Raw genomic sequence first — 18,896 nt, 5'->3', positions numbered from 1 at the left:
AGACCTTTTCGTACTGGATGTCGGACCCATTGATCACGGTGCGCGTCCAGCCGGTGGTCGAGGCCGCGGTGAAGTCCCCCTTGTTCACGCCGTCGGTGATGATGACCTGGACGGTCGAGGTCTGATAGTCGGGGTCGGTCACCGTCACCGTGGCGAAGGGCTGGGTCGTGGTAGCGTACAGGATGGCCTGGCCGGCCACGGTGCCGCCGATCGCCGTCATATCGTTGACCGAGACCGACTTCACCATGGTCTGGCTGTTGGTCACCGCGCTGGCGATGCCGTCGCTGACCGACAGAGTCAGGGTCGTGGTCTCATTGCTGTTCGGGGTCAGGCGGTTGATCGTCGGCGTGAAGACCAGGTCGCGCAGCGCCGCCTGGGCCTGCGCCGCCGTGCCGGTGAAGCTCCACACGCCGGTGGCCGCGTTGTAGCTGCCGCCCGACGCGCTGGCCAGCGAGCCCTTGGCCGCAGTGTCCAGCGTCACCGTCACCGTCTGCGTCTGCACGTCGGGGTCGGTGATCGTGACCGCGCTGAACGGCTTGACCGTCGCGCTGTCGTTGATCTGCTGGACCAGCGTCGTGACGTTGGTGATCGTCGGCGCCGTGTTGGTGATCAGCCTCCAGGCGGAATTGGCGGACGGCGTGGCTCCGTAGCTGTCGTCGGCGGTGACCTTGATGCCGACATACTTGCCATCGTCCGCGGCGGTCAGCGTGTAGGTGCTGCCCGTGGCGCCGCTGATCGCGACGGCGTTGGTACCGCTGGCGTCGTCGGCGCGGTACCACTGATAGCTGTAGGTCAGCGGGTCGTTCTCGGCGTCGCTCCAGGTGCCGTTCGTGGTGGCGGTCAGCATGCTGCCGATGGTGCCCGCGCCGGAAACGGACGGCGCCACGCTGTTGACCGGCGCGCTGTCGCCGACCGCCGTCCACACGGTATTGGCCGCCCGGTCGGAACCGCCATGTCCGTCGTTGGCGGTGATGACGACGCGCAGGTGCTTGTGCTCGTCGGCTGTGGTCAGGGTGTAGCTGTTGCCCGTGGCGCCGGCGATAGCGGTAGCGTTGGTGCCGCTGGCGTCGTCGGCGCGGTACCACTGATAGCCGTAGGTCAGCGCGTCGTTGTCACCATCGCTCCACATGCCGGTACTGACCGTCAGGGCGTTGCCCACCATGGCGGCACCGGAAATGGTCGGTGCCACGCCGTTGGACGGCGCCACGTTGGTGGCCAGCTGACGGGCGGAGGTGGCCGTCGACGTCGCGCCGAACCCGTCGTTGGCGGTGATGACGACGCGCAGGTGCTTGTGCGCGTCGGCCGTGGTCAGCGTGCAGCTGTTGCCGGTCGCCCCGGCGATCGCGGTCTCGTTGGCACCGTTGGCGTCATCGGCGCGGTACCACTGGTAGCTGTAGGTCAGCGTGTCGCCGTTGCCGTCGCTCCAGCTGCCGGTGCTGGCGGTCAATGTGCCGCCCACGGTGGTGGTGCCGGAGATGGTCGGCGCCACGCCGTTGCTCGGCGCCAGATTGGGGGCGGTGGCAAAATCGTAGGTGGTGGAAGTGCTGTTGGCAGACAGCGCGTTGCCGACGCTGTCGGTCACCGCCGTGGCATCCCAGCGGATGGCGATGCTCGTGCCGCGCGGCAGCGGGGCGGACGGCGTGATGGTCAGCTGGTCGGTGCCCCAGCCGGTGATCTGGCTGGAGGTGTTGGCGATGGTCTCGATCACCGCGTTGGTGGTGACGTTGTAGATGACGAAGCCGCCGCCCGTCCCTTTTTGCACCGGTTCGCTGAACGTCAGCACCGGATGGACCGAGGCGACGACGCCCGTGGTGTTGTCGGCCGGTGTCGAATTCGCCGCGTTGAAGGTCGGCGCGGTGGTGTCGATCAGGATGCCGCTGGTGGCGCCGACTTTGCCGGTCAGCGCTGTGCTGGCGTCGTTGCCGGCGGCGTCCTTGATGGAGGCGGCGCCCAGCGTCAGGCCGGTGACCGAGATGCCGCTGCTGGTGTTGTCACCGCTGGCCACGGTGTAGCGGTAGGTCACCGCGCCGCCGGAGTGGCTGAAGCAGCTGGCCGATTTGGCCGCGCCGCCAATCGAGAATTCGAGCGTGGAACTGAAGGTGTTGGTGAAGATGGTGCCGGCATCGTCGAAGGTGACCACGAAGTCCAGCGTCTCGCCTTCCTTGTAGGTCTTGTCGGAGGGCAGTGTGACGGCGCTCACCACCGGGGCCACACCGTCGGCCTTGACGGCGGCGGTCGAGCCGACGCTGTTGAGCGTGGTGATCAGAACGTTGCCGGCCGCGTCGGTCACCGTGCCGACGCTCAGGCCGCTCACCGCGATGCCGTCGCCGTCCAGGTCGCCGGCCTGAATGGTGTACTTGTAGGTCGCCGTGGTCGAGGTGGACGAGTCCAGGGTGGCTTGGCGGGTGGTGGTGCCGGCGACGCTCTGGTCGATGCTCAGACTCAACGTGCTGCCGGTCAGGCCCGACACCGCCTCGGAGAAGGTCACGGTGAAGCTCAGCACGTCGCCGATCTTGTAGGTGCCGTTACCGGGCACCGTCACCGAGGAGACGGTCGGGGCGGTGGTGTCGAGGACGATGGCCTTGTTTGCGGCCAGCGAGTTGGTGGCTCCCGGCGCGGCCAGGGTGAGCACCGCGTCGTTGCCCGTCGCGCTGTCCTTGATGGTGCCGCCGCTGAGCACCAGCGCCGCGCTGGACGCGCAGTCGAGGTCGCTGGACGTGTCGCCGGCCTGGACGGTGTAGGTGAAGGTGAGCGTCGTGCCGTCGGCGGAGATGCTGCTGTAGCTGGCCGCGTTGCCCGTGGAGTTGCCCGTGGAGTTGCCCGTGGAGTTACCGGTGGCCAAGGTCAGCGTCGGCGTGCCGGTCACCGTAACCGCGCGGTTGAAGGTCACGGTGACGGCGATGTTGTCGCCGACCTTGTACGAGCCGTTGGCGGTCGTGGAAGAGACCGAGGTGACGGTCGGGAACGCCAGGTCGCTGATGGCGAGATCGTTGCCGGTGCCGCCAACGTAGCTGAACGAATAGTGGTCGGAGCCGCTGGTGACCTGACCGCCCTCGGCGACGCCGTTGAGCGTGTTGGCGATCGAGTCGGCGCCATCGTTGTCGATGACGGTGTAGCTGTAGGCGCCGGACTGCGCGTAGCCGTTGACGCGTGTCAGCGCGACGGCGCTCGTGCTGCTGGACAGCGTGACGGTGCCGGTGACCGCAACCTGGTCGTGGTCGGTGCCGGGGACGCCACCGCTGCCGGCCAGGTCGATCGCGAGCGTGCCGTTCAGCGTGAGGCCGTTGCCAAGGGTCAGCGTGCCGACGCCGTTGCTGGTGCCGGGCACGCCGGGCGACAGCGTGGCGCCGGCGTTGATGGTCACCGCCCCGGCGATGCTGCCGGTGCCGGCCAGCGTGGCGCCGGAGTTGACGGCAACGGCGCCGGTCCCGGTCAGCGACCCGGTCACCAGCAGCGTGCCGGCCGTCACGGTGGTGGTGCCGGTGTAGGTGTTCGCGCCCGACAGCGTCAGCGTGCCGGTGCCCGTCTTGGTCAGGCCGCCGGTGCCGCCGATAGCGCCGGAGAAGGTGGTGGACGTGTTGGCGCCGCCGGTGGTCAGCGTGTAGGCGCCCAGCGACACCGCGCCCGTGCCGGCCAGCGAGCCGATGGTTTCGCTCGCCGACAGCGCCAGCGTGGCGCCGCTGGACACCGTCACCGCGCCGGTGTCGGCGATGGCGCTGCCGCCCCTCAGCGTCAGCGTGCCGGCCGTCACGGTGGTGGTGCCGGTGTAGCCATTCATGTTCGACAGGGTGAAGGTGCCGGTGCCTACCTTGGTCAGGCCGCCGCTGCCGGAGATGGTGCCGGAGAAGATGGTGGACGTGTTGGCGCCGCCCGTGGTCAGCGTGTAGTCGCCCAGCGACACCGCGCCGGCGCCGGCCAGCGAGCCGATGGTTTCGCTCGCCGCCAGCGCCAGCGTGGCGCCGCCGGACACCGACACCGCGCCGGTGTCGGCGATGGCGCCGCCGCCGCTCAGCGTCAGCGTGCCGGCCGACACGGTGGTGGTGCCAGTGTAGGTGTTGGCGCCCGACAGCTCCAGCGTGCCGGTGCCCTGCTTGGTCAGGCTGCCGGTGCCGGACATCGCGCCGGCATAGGTGCCCGCCGTGCTCTGGTTGAAGATCACCGTGGCGTTGTTGGTGATCGCGCCTTGCAGGCTGGTGGTCGTGCCGGCCAGCGTGCCGGCGGACACCGTGGTGCCGCCGGTGTAGGTGTTGGCGCCCGACAGGGTGAAGGTGGAATTGCCCGCCTTGCTCAGGCCGCCGGTACCGGAGATGACACCGGAGAAGGTGGTGAACAACCCGGCGCCGCCGGTGGTCAGCGTGTAGGCGCCCAGCGTCACGGCGCCGGCGCCGGTCAGCGAGCCGATGGTTTCGCTCGCCGCCAGCGCCAGCGTAGCACCGCCGGACACCGACACCATGCCGGTGTCGACGATGGCGCTGCCGCCGCTCAGCGTCAGCGTGCCGGCCGTCACGGTGGTGGCGCTGGCGTAGCTGTTGGTGCCCGACAGCGTCAGCGTGCCGGTGCCCGTCTTGGTGAGGCCACCGGTGCCCGAGATGGTGCCAGAGAAGGTGGTGGACGTGTTGTCGTCGCCGGTGATCAGCGTGGTCGACCCCAGCGCCACCGTGCCGAAGCCGGCCAGCGAGCCGATGGTCTCGCTCGCCGTCAACGCCAGCGTGGCGCCGCTGGACACCGTCACCGCGCTGGTGTTGGCGATGGCGATGTTGCCGACGCCGCCGCTCAGCGTCAGCGTGCCGGCCGACACCGTGGTGGCGCCGGTGTAGCTGTTGCGGCCCGACAGCGTCAGCGTGCCGGTGCCCACCTTGGTCAGGCCGCCGCTGCCGATGATGGAGCCGGAGAAGGTGGTGGACGTGTTGTCGCCACCCGTGGTCAGCGTGTTCGACCCCAGCGCCACCGCCCCCCCGCCCGACAGCCCGCCGATGGTCACATTCGCCGTCAACGCCAGGGTGGCGATATTGGACACCGTCACCGTGCCGGTGTCGACGATGGCGCTGCCACCGTCCAGCGTCAGCGTGCCGGCCCACACCGTGGTGGTCCCCGTGTAGGTGTTGGCGCCCGACAGCGTCAGCGTGCCCGTGCCCGTCTTGGTGAGGCCACCGGTGCCGGAGATGGTGCCGGAGAAGGTGGTGGACGTGTTGTCGCCACCCGTGGTCAGCGTGCTCGACCCCAGCGCCATCGCCCCCGCGCCCGACAGCCCGCCGATGGTCTCGTTCGACGACAGCGACAGCGTCGCGCCCGCCGACACGGTGACCGCGCCGGTGTCGGCAATCGCCGAGCCGCCGGATAGGGCCAGCGTGCCCGCCGATACCGTGGTGGTGCCCCTGTGGGTGTTGGTGCCAGCCAGCGTCAGCGTGCCGGCGCCGGTCTTGGTCAGGGCCGCGGTGACGAAGCCGTTGTCGGCCAGCGCCGAGTTGATGGTCAGCGTGTCGCCGGTGCCGACGTTGAGGCCGAAGCTGTTGCCCAGCGTCAGGCTCTGGCCCGTGATGGTCAGCACGCGGTTGTCGGTGTCGCTGTCCATGGCGAGCGTCACCCCGTCGCGCACGGTGTAGGCGCCGCCGAGCGTGATGGTGCCCGCCAGCGTGCCGGCGAAGCGGATGGTGACGGCGCCGCTGCCGCTGTTGGCGAGTGCGATCGCCTCGCGCAGGTCGAGGCCGCCGTCGTCGCTCACCTCCTCCGCGTAGGTGCCGATGGCGTCGCTGCCGATCGCCAGCACGGTGACCACCAGATCGTTCGACGCGGTGATGGTGAAGGTCTGCTGCCGGGTGGCGGTGCCGTCGCTCACCTGCACCCGGATCGAATAGCTCTGGCCGCCGGTCAGCCCGGTGTTGTTGACGCTGAGCGTGGAGCCGGTGATCGTGAACCGGCTGTTGTCAGTGTCGCCGGTGCCGCTGACCAGGGTGTAGGTCAGCGTCTGCCCGGTGTCCGGGTCGGTGGCCGACAGCGTGCCCACCGTGGCGTTCAGCCCGTCGTAGACGCTGACCGAGCTGTTGGAGAGTGCCAGGCCGGTCGGCGTGTCGTTGATCGAGGTGGCGGTGACGACGGTGGTGTTGTCGGCCGTGCCGTCGAACGCGCCGTCGTTGGGCGTCAGCGTGAAGGTGGTCTGCGCCGTGCTGCCGGGTGTCATCTGGTTGGCGGTGGGGGTGAACACCAGCGCCTGGAGCAGGGTGGTGAGGCCGGTCGTGCTGCTGGCGGTCAGCGTGTAGTTGCCCGCCGTCCCGGTCAGCCCGCCGCCGGCACTCGACAGCGTGCCGTTGGCGGCGGTGTAGGTGATGGTGACGGTGAAGGTGCCGGTGGTGGTGTCGGCGTCGGTGACGGTGACGCCGCTGAAGGGCGTGGCGGTGGCGTTGTCGTTCACCGTGCCGGCCGTGGTGAAGGTGCCGCCCAGCGACGGCGCCGCGTTGGACGGGCCGATCAGCGCGAAATCGTTGCCGGTGCCGCTGGCGTAGCTGTAGCTGGCGGTGAGCGCCACCCCGTTGAAGGTGACCGTGCCGCCCGCGGCCAGACCGCTGAAGGTGCCGGTGACGGCGTCCGAGCCATCATTGCTGATAAGCGCGAAGCTCTCCCCGCTCGCCGTCAGGGTGGCGGTGTGGGTGCCCGACAGCGACAGGGTGGCACCGGTTACGGTGACGGTCCCGGTGACGGCGACCTGATCGTACTGCGTGCCGACGGTGGTGCCGTTGATGTCGGCGGCCAGCGTGCCGCCCGAGGCGATGGTGAGGCCGTTTTTCAGCGTCAGGGTGCCGGCGCCGCTGTTGGTGCCGGCCACGCCCGGCGCCAGCGTACCGCCCGAGGCGACCGTGACCGCGCCGTTGACGGTGCCCGTGCCGGCCAGCGTGCCGCCGCTGTTCACGTTCACGGCCCCGGCGGTTGCGCCGTTGAGCGTTCCGGTGACGACCAGCGTCCCGGCGTTGATGGCGGTGTTGCCGGTGTAGCTGTTGGTGTTCGTCAGCGTCAGCGTGCCGGCCCCGGTCTTGATCAGCGTGTTCACCATCCCGACGCCGGAGACGGCACCCGACAGCGTCAGCGCGTTGCCGCTGCCCACGTTGATCGTGCCGCCGTCGCTGCCGTTGAGCGAGACGGCGTTGCTGAGCGTGACGGAGGCGCCGGTCACCTCCAGCGTGCCGTTGTAGAGCGAGAGCGCACCGGTGCCGAGATTGGCGGCCCCGGCGATCGACAGTGTGCCGCTCTGCACCGTGGTGGTGCCGTCGTAGCTGTTGGTGCCCGACAGCACCAGCGTGCCGGATCCGTTCTTGACGAAGCCGTAGGTGCTGACCCCGTCGGTGATCACCCCGCTCAGCGTCAGGGTGCCGTTGGTGGCATCGATGCCGGCGGCGGCGTTCGTCAGGGTGATGGCGCCGCTGATGGTGTTGGTGCCGCTGCTGTTGTTCAGCTTGCCCGCCAAGGCGGTGATCGCCTCGGCCACGGTGATGTCGCCCGACAGCGCCAGCGTCGCCCCGTTCGACACCGAGGTGCCGCCGGTGGTACTGCCCAGCGCGTTGGCGTGCGCGATCAACAGTGTGCCGCCCTGCACCGTGGTGGTGCCGTCGTAGCTGTTGTCGCCTGCCAGCACCAGCGTGCCGGATCCGTTCTTGTTCAGGTTGAAGGTGCCGGCCCCGTCGCTGATGGCCCCGCTCAGCGTCAGGGTGCCGTTCGTGAAGGTTATGTAGGTGTTGGCCGTCAGGGTAATGGCGCCGCTCAGCGTGTTGGTGCCGCTGTCATTGATCAGCGCGCCAGCGCCGACATTGCCGAAGCCGCCCAATCCTGTGATCGCCTCGGCTACCGTGATGTTGCCCGACAGCGACAGCGCAGCCCCGCTCGTCACCGAGGTGCCGCCGGTGGTGCTGCCCAGCGCGTTGGCGTGCGAAGCCGTCAGCGTTCCGGCCGACACGGTGGTGGTGCCGTCGTAGCTGTTGTTGCCCGACAGCACCAGCGTGCCTATGCCCGCCTTGGTCAGGCCGTAGGTGTTGGTCCCGTCGCCGATGACGCCGCTCAGCGTCAGGGTGATGTTACTGGAGACGTAGATGGTGGCGTCGCCGGTCAGGGTGATGGCGCCGCTCAGCGTGTTGCTGCCGCTTGTGTTGACCAGCGCGCCTTGTGACGCTCCCGCACCCTCCAGCCCGGTGATGGTCTCGGCCACGGTGATGTTGCCCGACAGCGCCAGCGTCGCCCCGCTCGTCACCGCGGTGCCGCCGGTGGTGCTGCCCAGCGCGTTGGCGTGTGCAGCCGTCAGTGTGCCGGCCGAGATCGTGGTGGTGCCGTCGTAGCTGTTGTTGCCCGACAGCACCAGCGTGCCCGCACCCGCCTTGGTCAGGCCGTAGGTGCCGGCGCCGTCGCTGATGATCCCGCTCAGCGTCAGTTGCCCGGCGGTGGTGGTGATGGTGGCGTCACCGGTCAGGGTGACGGCGCCGCTGATGGTGTTGATGCTGCCGGTGTTGACCAGCGCGCCTCCGCCCGCCACTCCGGTGCCCGCCAGGCCGGTGATCGCTTCGGCCACCGTGATGCTGCCCGACAACGCCAGCGCCGCGCCGCTCGCCACCGAAGTGGCGCCGAAGGTGCTGCCCAGCGCGCTGCCGTTCGAGATCGCCAGCGTGCCGGCCGACACGGTGGTGGTGCCGTCGTAGCTGTTGCTGGCGGAAAGCGTCAGCGTGCCGGCGCCCGTCTTCGCCACCCCGCCCCCGCCGGCGAGGCTGCTGGAGATCGTCATGGTGTCGCCGCTGCCGTTGCTGATGGTCAGCATCGTGCCCGACGCGATGGTCAGCGTGTTGCCGGCCAGCGTGAAGCCGCTGGCCGCGTCGGCGTCGATGCTCAGCCCCTCCGTCAGCGTGAGGCCGGAGCTCAGCGTGATGGTCTGCCCGGCCAGCGCGCCGGTCAGCACCAGCGTCTCCGCCCCGTTCGACTGGGCGGCGGCGATGGCCACCGCCTCGCGCACCGTCACCGAGTTGCGGTTGCTGTCGGAGGTCTCGCCGGTGGCGTTGACGTAGATGGCATTCGAGGTGACCGTTACCGTGCCGGTGCCAGACCCCACACCGTCGCTGAGGCTGTAGGCGATGTCCATGTTGCCGGTCGGCGTGTCGGTGCGGAAGGTTGCGCGCCGCAGCACGTCCTGCACCAGGGCCGTGGTGGCCGTGGTCTGCGAGCTGTTGAAGGTGACCGTCAGCACGCCGTTTGCGCTGGTGAAGGAGGCAAAATCAAGCCCGCCTTCCGTCAGGTTGCCGCCGCTGACGCCGAACAGCGCTCCCGCGGTGTCGAACCCGAACTCGTCCGTGGTCACCGCCGTGCCCGAGCGCTGGAAGGTCAGGGTGGCACCGTTCCAATTGCCGTTTCCGCCATTGAGCGCGCCGAATGCCGTGTCCGCGACGATGGCGTTGCCGCCGTTGTCCAGCGTGACCGTGCCGCCCACCCCGGCCCAGGCCACGCTGTCGGTGTTCAGGTTGGTGACGGTGGGGGGAGCGTTATAGGTGCGGGAAAGCTGGGTGGAGGCGGCGGTGTTGTTGTTGCCGGCGGGATCCGTGAAGGTGCTGCCGGCCACGTCCACCGAGACCGTACCGTCAGCGGTCGGCGTGATCGTCGCGGAATAGCTGGTGCCGCTGCCGGTGAAACTGCTGATCGTCCCGTTGGTCACCGAAACGTCGCCCGCAGCGAAATCGGTCGCGTATTCGGACAGGGTGAAGGTGACCGTGAAGGCGCCGGTGACGGTGACGGTGGCGGCGGCGGCGGAGGCGATGGTGATGGTGGGCGGGGTGGTGTCGGCCACAATCTGAAGCTTGTTGCCGGAGAAGCTCGTGAGCGACGGGTTTGTCGAGTCGAGTTGCGAGAAGTTCGATGCGGTTGTAAACGCGGCAAGCCATTCCCATTTGGATTTGGCATTCGCGTCGCCGGTATAAGCGAAATTATCCTTGGCCCCGACAGTGGAAGTCGTTAGCGAGAGCGTATTGTACCCATTGGTCAATGTGCCAGGAAGATTGGAAGCAAGTGAAGACACGGTCCCGGTGACGGCAAGTGCGTCGGACCTCCACCCGTTCGCACCGATGCTGGTCGTGCTAGCAACAAAATTTACACCGGAAATAAATGACGGCGATGTCGATTGGCCGGTAAACACGAATATAGAATCGCCATTTGTCGTAAATGGATCTTCAGCGGTATTGGCGCTTGCTAAGTGCGAAACCGGCTCGGTGCTGTTGTCCGTCAAACGAGTTATCGTTGGAGTTGTGCTTGTCGCGGTTCCAAGAGTCACGCGGAACAGCGTGCCCGCCGCAACAGCCGTGGTCGGGGTCCATGTGGTGTAGAATTCACCACCCGTACCGGCGCTTGGAGTTCCAGTCATGAATGCGGGGCCGCCCGCGCCCGTGCCCCAGCCGCGGTCAGTAAATTTTACAGATGTGTTGGCATCAATATCGACAAGGGTGACGAAGACAAAATAATTGTTGGTTGTCGATGCCTGAATGACAACAATATCGCCCGCTGCAAACGCAGTAAGTTTATCGGCGTACTCAGTCATTCCGGAATCGGTGATCGCCACGCCTGTCTCGACTCGGCCCGACGACGTTTCCAGTTCCCAATCCCCGCCCAATCCGACGGAGCCCGTATCGTCGTCCGAAGCCGCGACGTCCGCGCCGGTCGCCCGTGCAAGGGCATCCAGGAACGCACCGCCTGTCGCATTGCGGCCGATGTCGCAGCCATAGAGCAGGATGTCGGCATCGTTGGAAAGCACGGCGCCGATCCGCGCCAGTTCGTCCGCACGTTGCGGGATATCCGCGGTTTCCAGGGACGTGGTGCCGAGCAACAGCCGCGCCTCCTGGCCGTGGCTGATCACGTGGATCGCGTCGTACCCCGCCTTACCCTTGGCCCAGGCCGCCATCTGGTCGAGCCCGTCGCGGGCACCGTCCAGCACCACCACCTCGGCACCCGGCTTCACGCCGTCCACCAGCGTCCGGTAATCGGCGACCTTGGTGTCGATGAACACCACCTCCTTGCGTCCGCCGTTGGCCGCCGGATCGGCCTCGCGCAGCACCTGATGCCCGGACGGCCCGGTGGCGGCGGGGGGCACCACCTGCGCCAGGGCGTCCACCAGGGTGTGGTCGGTGGTGTCGGGGGCATCGGCCGGGGGTGGAGCGGGTTCGGTGTGCGCGGGATCGGCGACCGTCACCGCCCCCGCCGCATCGAACATGAAGCGCGGTTCCAGAGCCATGATGTGCATGGACGAGGGGATCGTCTTCTTGGCCATGTTGGCGCGCGCGCTGTTGTCGCGGCTCTTACGCTTCTGCTCCACGGCCATGCCCTTGCCCCTTTGCCTTCGGCCACCCCCACCCAAGGAGTAGCCCATTAGGCGAGATGTACCGACGTAATTTTAAATAGTAAATGGCGGACATAGCGCTTGTTCGGCTACAGTTTCAGTTCGTGCACATATGTTTCCGGAAATCGTGGCGGGACCGTGGTGAAAAATGGCCTGGATGTATTTCGGCACACAACTTTACAATGTTCAAAGTTTCGCCGACGTGTTCGAAAGCAGAACAATCGGTTCCGTCAGACCTCACGCCAAACTTGAGTTAAGCGGGTTGAACCGCCCTGCTGACCGATGGCGCGGTTTACGCGACAGCGAGCATGTCGCGCAGGGCGGCGACCCGCTGGACATGGATCGCCCGTCGTCGACCAGGTTGGCGTATCGGTGACCTCGGTAACGGGGGACGGCGCCTACGACCGGACGAGTGTTTATGCAGCCGTGCACGAACGCCATCCGGACGCCGCCGTCGTGGTGCCGCCGTCGTGGTGCCGCCCCGCAGCGACGCCGTGCTCAGCCAGCGCGACCGCCACTTCCAGACCATCGCCGAGAGGGGCCGGATGGCGTGGCAGCGGGACAGTCGGTACAATCAAAGGGCCGCGGTCGAAGGGCAAATCGGTCGCATCACCTCCGTGCGACACGCTGACCCGAGCCACGGGCGGCCTGGGGCGCGATGACCTCGGCGGGGCTGCGGTAGCCGGCGTGACGGGAATCGGAACGCGTCGTCATGCCGCTCCACTCCCCGCCACCGCGGAGCCCGCCGGACCATCCGGCGTCAAGCCGACGATGCCTTCGCCGTCCTTCAGGAGCCGTCCTTCAGGAGGTCGAGCGCCACATCGACGATCATATCCTCCTGGCCACCCACCATCTTGCGCCGCCCCAGCTCCACCAGAATCTTGCGGGTGTCGATGCCGTAGGTCCGGGCCGCCCGTTCCGCGTGGCGCAGGAAGCTGGAATAGACGCCGGCATAGCCGAGCGACAGGCTTTCCCGGTCCACCCGCACCGGCCGGTCCTGCAGGGGCCGGACGAGATCGTCGGCGGCGTCCATCAGGGCGAACAGGTCGCAGCCGTGCTCCAACTCCATCCGGTCGAGCACCGCGACCAGCGCTTCCAGCGGGGCGTTGCCGGCCCCGGCCCCCATGCCGGCCAGCGAGGCGTCGATGCGCCCCGCCCCGGCCTCCACCCCGGCGATGGCGTTGGCGACGCCCAGCGTCAGGTTGTGGTGGGTGTGCACGCCGATCTGCGTTTCCGGCTTCATCGCGTCGCGGAAGGCCCGCACCCGCTCCGCCACCTGATGCGGCAGCAGGGCGCCGGCGCTGTCCACCACATAGACGCATTCGGCGCCGTAGGACTCCATCAGCTTGGCCTGTTCGACCAGCCGGTCCACCGGGATCATGTGCGACATCATCAGGAAGCCGACGGTGTCCATGCCCAGCTTGCGCGCGTGCTCGATGTGCTGGCGGGAGACGTCGGCCTCCGTGCAGTGGGTGGCGACGCGGACGGAGCGCGCGCCGGCCTCCTGCGCGGCGGTCAGCTCCTCCCGGGTGCCGATGCCGGGCAGCAGCAGCACCGTCACCTTGGCGCGGGAGACCGCCCCCGCCACCGTGCCGATCCAGTTGAGGTCGGTGTGGCTGCCGAAGCCATAGTTGAAGCTGCCGCCGGACAGCCCGTCGCCGTGGGTGATCTCGATGGCATCGACCCCGGCGGCGTCCAGCGCCCGTGCGATGCGGACCACCGTGTCCAGGTCGTACTGGTGCCGCAGGGCGTGCATGCCGTCGCGCAGCGTGACGTCCTGGATGTAGAGCTTGCTCATGGATCGGGTTCCTCTCACGCGGCGCGGCGTTCGACCCAGCGGTCGGCGGTGGCCATGGCGGCCGAGGTCATGATGTCCAGGTTCCCCGCATAGGCCGGCAGGTAGTGGGCCGCCCCCTCGACCTCCAGGAAGATCGAGGACTTGACGCCGGAGAACTCGCCGTAGCCGGGAATGCGCAGCGGGTCGTTGTTGCCGATGCGCTCGAACTGCACCTTCTGCTTCAGGCGGTAGCCGGGGACGTAGCTCTGCACCTCCTTCACCATGGCTTCGACGGAGGCTTCGATGTCCTCCGGCTCGGCCCCCTGGGATAGGACGAAGACGGTGTCGCGCATGATCAGCGGCGGTTCGGCCGGGTTCAGGATGATGATCGCCTTGCCCTTAGCGGCTCCGCCGACGATCTCGATGGCGCGCGAAGTCGTCTGGGTGAACTCGTCGATGTTGGCGCGGGTGCCGGGGCCGGCGGATTTGGAGGAGATGGAGGCCACGATTTCCGCGTAGGGCACGGCCTTGGACACGCGCGCGACGGCGTGGACCATGGGGATCGTCGCCTGCCCGCCGCAGGTCACCATGTTGACGTTCGGCCGGTCGAGGTGGGTGTCGAGGTTGACCGGCGGCACGGTGTAGGGGCCGATGGCCGCCGGCGTCAGGTCGATCACCTGCTTGCCCGCCGCGATGCAGGCTTCGCTGTGCTTCTTGTGCGCGTAGGCGGAGGTGGCGTCGAACACCACCGCGATGTCCCGCCATTCCGGCATTTTCATCAGCCCGTCGAGGCCCTCGTGGGTGGTGGCCACACCCATCCGGCGGGCGCGGGCCAGACCGTCCGATTCCGGATCGACGCCGACCATGACGCCCATCTCCAGGTGCTTGGCTTGGCGCATCACCTTGATCATCAGGTCGGTGCCGATGTTGCCGGAACCGAGGATGGCGATTTTCGCCCGAGATGTCTTGCTGGTGGACATAATCGTTTTCACTCCTGCGCGAAGGCGGCGCGGACGGAGCCGAGGCCCTGGATACGCGCTTCCACCACCGTTCCCCACTGGACCGGGACCATCGGCCCCAAGGCCCCCGACAGCACGGTGTCGTCCGCCTTCAGCGGACGGCCGGCGCGCGCCATCACCTGCGCCAGCCACAGCACCGCGTTCAGTGGGTGGCCCAGGCACGCCTTGCCGCTGCCCGAGGACAGGACGGTGCCGCCGCCGACCATCTCCATGGCGCAGCCGTGCAGGTCGAGCCCGTCGAGCCGGCGCGGCGGCCCCCCCAGCACGTAGAGGCCGGAGGACGCGTTGTCGGCGATGGTGTCGGTGATGGTGATTTTCCAGTCGCGGACGCGGCTGTCCACCACCTCGATGGCGGGGACGGCGTAGTCCACGGCGCGGATCACGTCGGCGACGGTGATGTGCTCGCGGTCCAGATCGCGGCCCAGGATGAAGGCCACCTCGGCCTCCGCCTTCGGCTGGATCAGGCGGTTGCGGGCGATCTCGATCCCGTCGGGCACGGCCATGTCGGTGAACAGCATGCCGTAGTCGGGCTGATCCACGCCCAGCTGCTTCTGCACGGCGAGCGAGGTCAGGCCGATCTTGCGCCCGGCGAGAACCCGCCCCTGGGCCATCCAGCGCCGGGTGTTGACCTCCTGCACCGCGTAGGCGGCGGCGATGTCGCCCGGCGCGATCAGGTCGCCGAGCGGCGGACAGGGGGTGCCGCCGTCATGGGCGGCCAGCAGCCGGTCGGCCGCCGCCGTCACCTTTTCCTGGAGAGTTGGATCCTGGAGGGCCGGTTCCTGAAGGGTTGCGGTCATGGCGCGGCTCAGCCCTTCAGGAAGTCGATGTGGATGCGGTTGAAGGTGTCGGGATCCTCGTGCTGGGGCCAGTGGCCGCAGTTCTCCATCACCACGAAGCGGCTGTTGGGGACGAGGTTGGCAAGCCGCTGCCCGACCTCCACCGACGCCGTCGGATCGTGGGTGGTCCACAGCACCAGCGTTTCCGCCGCGATGCGGCCAAGCTCCTCCTCCGTCAGGAGGTTGCGCAGCCGCACCTCCATGTCCTGAAGGCACATGATGCGCTCCATCGCCGCGGCCATGCCGGGCAGGCGGTAGACGCCGTAGCGCGCCTCCACCAGATCCTCCGTGACGATGGACGGGTCGAGCATCAGGAATTCCAGCCGCTTGCGGGTGGCTTCCCGGTCGGGGGAGCGCACGGCGGCGAGGCTCAGCGTGCGCAGCCGTTCCATCACCTTCGGGTCGGCGATCATGCCGCCGGCGGTGTTCAGCACCAGCCGGTCGATGCGCTCCGGATAGCGGGCGGCGAAACGCGCCGCGACCCAGCCGCCGAGGGATTCGCCGGACAGGTGGATCTTCTCCTCCCCGATGGCGTCGATGAAGTCCTTCAGATGCTCGACGTAATCGTCGATCTCGTAGTTGCGGTCGGGCTTGTCGGTGAAGCCGTGGCCCAGCATGTCGATGGCCATCACGCGGAAATGCTCGGCGTGCGGCAGCATGTTGCGCATGTAGGCTTCCAGGTGCCCAGCGATGCCGTGCAGCAGAACCAGCGTGCGCGGGCCGTCGCCCGCCTCAAGGACGCGGGTGCGCACGCCGTTCGCGTTCACATAACGCAGCGTCACCTCGCCGCCGGCAATGGCCGACCACAGCGAGCGCAGTTCCGGCTGCGTCGCCGCCCCCGATGCGGACGACGTGGCGGTCGCGGAATGGGACATGTACCTTCCTCCCCTGGGCGCTTTTGAATGGGGCGCCAGGATGGAGACGGGCGGCGGCCGCGCGCCAATACATAATCCTTTGCTTATTCAGACGTTGAACGTCTCAAACCGGTTCGGTGGCCTGGAGCACCAGCTCGACAAAAGCGGCCAGCGCCGGAAAATCGCGGTCGGCACGGCGGACCATCGCCAGCCCGACCGTCGGCGGCGGTTCGGCCAGGCACCGGGTGGTGACGTTCTTGAAGACCAGATGCTCGGCATAGTCGGGCAGCAGGCCGAAGCCCAACCCCATGCCGATCAGCGTCAGCAGGGTCAGGACATTCTCCACGTCCTGGATGGGCCGCAGTTGCACGCCCTTGGCCCGGCAATAGGCCTCCGTGATGTCGTGCAGGTTGCCGGCGTGGCTGGGGGCGACGCGCAGGTAGGGGTGGCGGGCGAGCGCCGTCAGCGGCACCCGGTCGAGCGTGGCCAGCGGGTGATCCGCCGGCAGCACCACGACCAGCTTTTCCATCAGCACGACGTCGTGGACCATCATCGCCTCGTCCACCGGCAGGCGCATGAAGCCCACGTCGATGCTGCCGTTGGCCAGCGCGTCCCGCTGTTCGCCGGTGGTCATGTGGCGCAGTTCCACCGGCACGTCGGGAAATTCCGCGCGCATGCTGGACAGCACGGAGGGGAAAATCTTCACCTCCGCCGAGGGCAGGAAGCCGATGGTCAGCTTCCTCTGGTCGGCCTGGGCGGCGCGGCGGGCCATCATGATCGCGCGCTGGGTCTGGGCCATGACCAGCCGCGCCTCGTCCAGGAAGGCGCGGCCGGCGGCGGTCAGGGCGACGCGCCGCTTGGTGCGTTCCAGAAGCGGAGTGCCGACCTCCTCCTCCAGATCGCGGATTTGCTGGCTCAGCGACGGCTGGGCGGTCCGCAGACGCTCCGCGGCGCGGGTGAAGTTCAGCTCCTCAGCGACGGCGATGAAATAGCGGATGTGGCGCAGCTCCATACCCGCATTTAGACGTGAAACGTCTTTGTGAGCAAGCAACAAAATATTTCACAGACGGTCGGCCCGGCGACACTCTCCCCCGCATCCCGAAAAAACCGCAACCAAACGGAATCCTGGAGGAGACAGCCCGATGGGCGACCGTATCGACGTCAGGAGCCTGGTGAACGCCCGCAACGGCACCATCACCCCGGCCATCTACAGCGACCCGGACATCTACCAGCTCGAACTGGAGCGCATCTTCGCGCGAAGCTGGCTGTTCCTGGTCCATGAAAGCATGATCCCGAAGGCCGGCGACTTCTTCACCACCTTCATGGGCGAAGACCCGGTCATCGTTGTGCGCCAGAAGGACGGCAGCATCGTCGCCTTCCTGAACCAGTGCCGCCACCGCGGCATGAAGCTGTGCCACGCGGAAAGCGGCAACACCCGCGCCTTCACCTGCGCCTACCACGGCTGGGCCTTCGGCCTGGACGGCGGCCTGACCATGGTCCCGCTGGAGGAGCAGGCCTACCGCAACTCCCTCGACAAGAGCAAATGGGGCGCCGTGCGCGTGCCGCGCGTCGTCAGCTACAAGGGGCTGGTGTTCGGCTGCTGGGACGAGACCACCCCGCCGCTGGAAGAGTATCTGGGCGACATGGCCTGGTACCTGGACGGCTTCCTCGACCGCCGCGAGGGCGGGACAGAGGTCGTCGGCGGCATCCACAAGTGGGAGGTCAAGTGCAACTGGAAATTCGCGGCCGAGCAGTTCGCCAGCGACCAGTACCACGCCCCCTTCACCCACATCTCCGCCGTGCAGGTGTTGCAGAAGGCGCCGGAGAACACGCCGGAGGACCGTGACGCCCCGCTGGGCAGCGGGCAGACCGCCCGCCCCGTCTGGGCCGACGCCCAGGGCGGCGTGCAGTATGCCGGCAACGGCCACGGCAGCGCCTTCTTCTTCACCAAGGAAGCCGACGCCAACGTCTGGGTCGACGGCCAAGTGTCCGCCTATTTCCGCGACACCTTCCCGGAGGCCGAACGGCGGCTGGGCCGCGTGCGCGCCCTGCGGCTGGCCGGGCACAACACGATGTTCCCGACGCTGTCCTGGCTGAACGGCACGCAGACCCTGCGCATCTGGCACCCGCGCGGCCCCGACCGGATCGAGGTGTGGGTCTTCTGCATCGCCGACAAGGCCGCCCCGCAGGAGGTCAAGGACGCGCTGATCCGCAGCCACGCCCGCGCCTTCGGCCCGGCCGGCTTCCTGGAGCAGGACGACACCGAGAACTGGATCGAGGTGCAAAAGGTCCTGCGCGGCCACATCGCCCAGAAGTCGGACTTCTGCATCCAGATGGGCCTTGGCTTCGAGGAGCGCCGCACCGACGGCATCCCCGGCATCACCAATTACACCTTCGCCGAAACGGCGGCGCGCGGCTTCTACCAGCGCTGGGCCGACATGCTGTCGTCCGAGAGCTGGGACGAGATCCAGGCCCGCACCAACGCCTATGAGAAGGAGGTCGTCCATGTCTGAAGCCGCGGTTCTGACGAAGCCCGCCCCCCGCGTCACCTGGGCGCCGGCCGACCTGCAGCACGAGGTGGAGCAGTTCCTCTACCTCGAAGCGGCCCTGGTGGACGAAGGCAAGTTCCGCGACTGGCTGGAACTGCTGGCGGACGACATCACCTATGTGATGAAGACCAACACGATGGCTCTGACGCGCGACCGCCGCAAGGGCATCGCCCCGCCGACCACCTTCATCTACAACGAGGACAAGTTCCAGCTGGAGCGCCGCGTCGCCCGCCTGGAGACCGGCAACGCCTGGGCCGAGGAGCCTCCGTCCCGCACCCGGCACCTCGTCACCAACATCCGCATCACCGCCTGGAAAGACCCCGACGAGATCGAGGTGTCCAGCAACTACGTCCTGCACCGGGCGGCCAAGCCGGAGGATCACTACGACTTCTTCGGCGTCCGGCGCGACAAGCTGCGGCGTGTCGAGGGCGGGGCCGGCTGGCAGATCGTCGACCGGCAGATCGAGCTGGACCAGTTCGTCCTGCTCGCCCCCTCCATCAGCATCTTCTTCTGA

General features: G+C 68.0%; 8 protein-coding genes. 2 read left to right on the top strand and 6 right to left on the bottom strand.

Going from position 1 to position 18,896, the window contains the following annotated elements:
- The 6 genes from ACSVC7_RS28635 to ACSVC7_RS28610 all read right to left on the bottom strand — a co-directional run.
- A partial coding sequence (locus ACSVC7_RS28635) for an autotransporter-associated beta strand repeat-containing protein (RefSeq protein ID WP_483508956.1) occupies window positions 1–11,329 on the bottom strand: 11,329 nt, incomplete at its 3' end.
- Between the two features lie 805 nt (window positions 11,330–12,134).
- The gene (gene dmpG, locus ACSVC7_RS28630; protein ID WP_448208008.1) at window positions 12,135–13,145 is read right to left on the bottom strand and encodes a 4-hydroxy-2-oxovalerate aldolase; all 1,011 of its coding nucleotides are present in this window, start codon (window positions 13,143–13,145) and stop codon (window positions 12,135–12,137) included.
- 14 nt (window positions 13,146–13,159) lie between these two features.
- Window positions 13,160–14,104 (bottom strand): acetaldehyde dehydrogenase (acetylating), encoded by a 945-nt coding sequence (locus ACSVC7_RS28625; RefSeq protein WP_448208007.1) that lies wholly within the window; start codon window positions 14,102–14,104, stop codon window positions 13,160–13,162.
- Window positions 14,105–14,112: 8 nt separating this feature from the next.
- Complete coding sequence (locus tag ACSVC7_RS28620; RefSeq protein WP_448208006.1) at window positions 14,113–14,940, bottom strand: 2-keto-4-pentenoate hydratase; 828 nt, start codon at window positions 14,938–14,940, stop codon at window positions 14,113–14,115.
- 8 nt (window positions 14,941–14,948) lie between these two features.
- Entirely contained in the window at window positions 14,949–15,854 is a 906-nt protein-coding gene (locus tag ACSVC7_RS28615) for an alpha/beta fold hydrolase (RefSeq protein WP_448208005.1), read from the bottom strand.
- 103 nt (window positions 15,855–15,957) lie between these two features.
- A complete protein-coding gene (locus ACSVC7_RS28610) occupies window positions 15,958–16,845 on the bottom strand; it encodes a LysR substrate-binding domain-containing protein (protein ID WP_448208004.1) in 888 nt (295 codons plus the stop codon).
- 130 nt (window positions 16,846–16,975) lie between these two features.
- On the opposite strand from ACSVC7_RS28610, the gene hcaE reads away from it, so the two are divergent.
- Together hcaE and hcaF are read left to right on the top strand one after the other, a co-directional pair.
- On the top strand, window positions 16,976–18,346 hold the full coding sequence (gene hcaE, locus ACSVC7_RS28605; protein ID WP_448208003.1) for a 3-phenylpropionate/cinnamic acid dioxygenase subunit alpha: 1,371 nt from the start codon (window positions 16,976–16,978) through the stop codon (window positions 18,344–18,346).
- Window positions 18,339–18,896 carry a 3-phenylpropionate/cinnamic acid dioxygenase subunit beta gene (hcaF, locus tag ACSVC7_RS28600; RefSeq protein ID WP_448208002.1) on the top strand — a complete coding sequence of 186 codons (558 nt, stop codon included), beginning with the start codon at window positions 18,339–18,341 and terminating at the stop codon, window positions 18,894–18,896. Before hcaE ends, hcaF begins: the two co-directional genes overlap by 8 nt.

This window comes from Azospirillum mesophilum, from assembly GCF_053470405.2.
Note: the sequence above shows the minus strand (reverse complement) of the source record. Positions and strands in the feature narration are given on the sequence as shown.

Excerpts from the sequence above, each read along its gene's own strand:
- dmpG (WP_448208008.1), bottom strand. The coding sequence starts at position 13,145 with ATGAGCAAGCTCTACATCCAGGACGTCACGCTGCGCGACGGCATGCAC.
- ACSVC7_RS28625 (WP_448208007.1), bottom strand. The coding sequence starts at position 14,104 with ATGTCCACCAGCAAGACATCTCGGGCGAAAATCGCCATCCTCGGTTCC.
- ACSVC7_RS28620 (WP_448208006.1), bottom strand. The coding sequence starts at position 14,940 with ATGACCGCAACCCTTCAGGAACCGGCCCTCCAGGATCCAACTCTCCAG.
- ACSVC7_RS28615 (WP_448208005.1), bottom strand. The coding sequence starts at position 15,854 with ATGTCCCATTCCGCGACCGCCACGTCGTCCGCATCGGGGGCGGCGACG.
- ACSVC7_RS28610 (WP_448208004.1), bottom strand. The coding sequence starts at position 16,845 with ATGGAGCTGCGCCACATCCGCTATTTCATCGCCGTCGCTGAGGAGCTG.
- hcaE (WP_448208003.1), top strand. The coding sequence starts at position 16,976 with ATGGGCGACCGTATCGACGTCAGGAGCCTGGTGAACGCCCGCAACGGC.
- hcaF (WP_448208002.1), top strand. The coding sequence starts at position 18,339 with ATGTCTGAAGCCGCGGTTCTGACGAAGCCCGCCCCCCGCGTCACCTGG.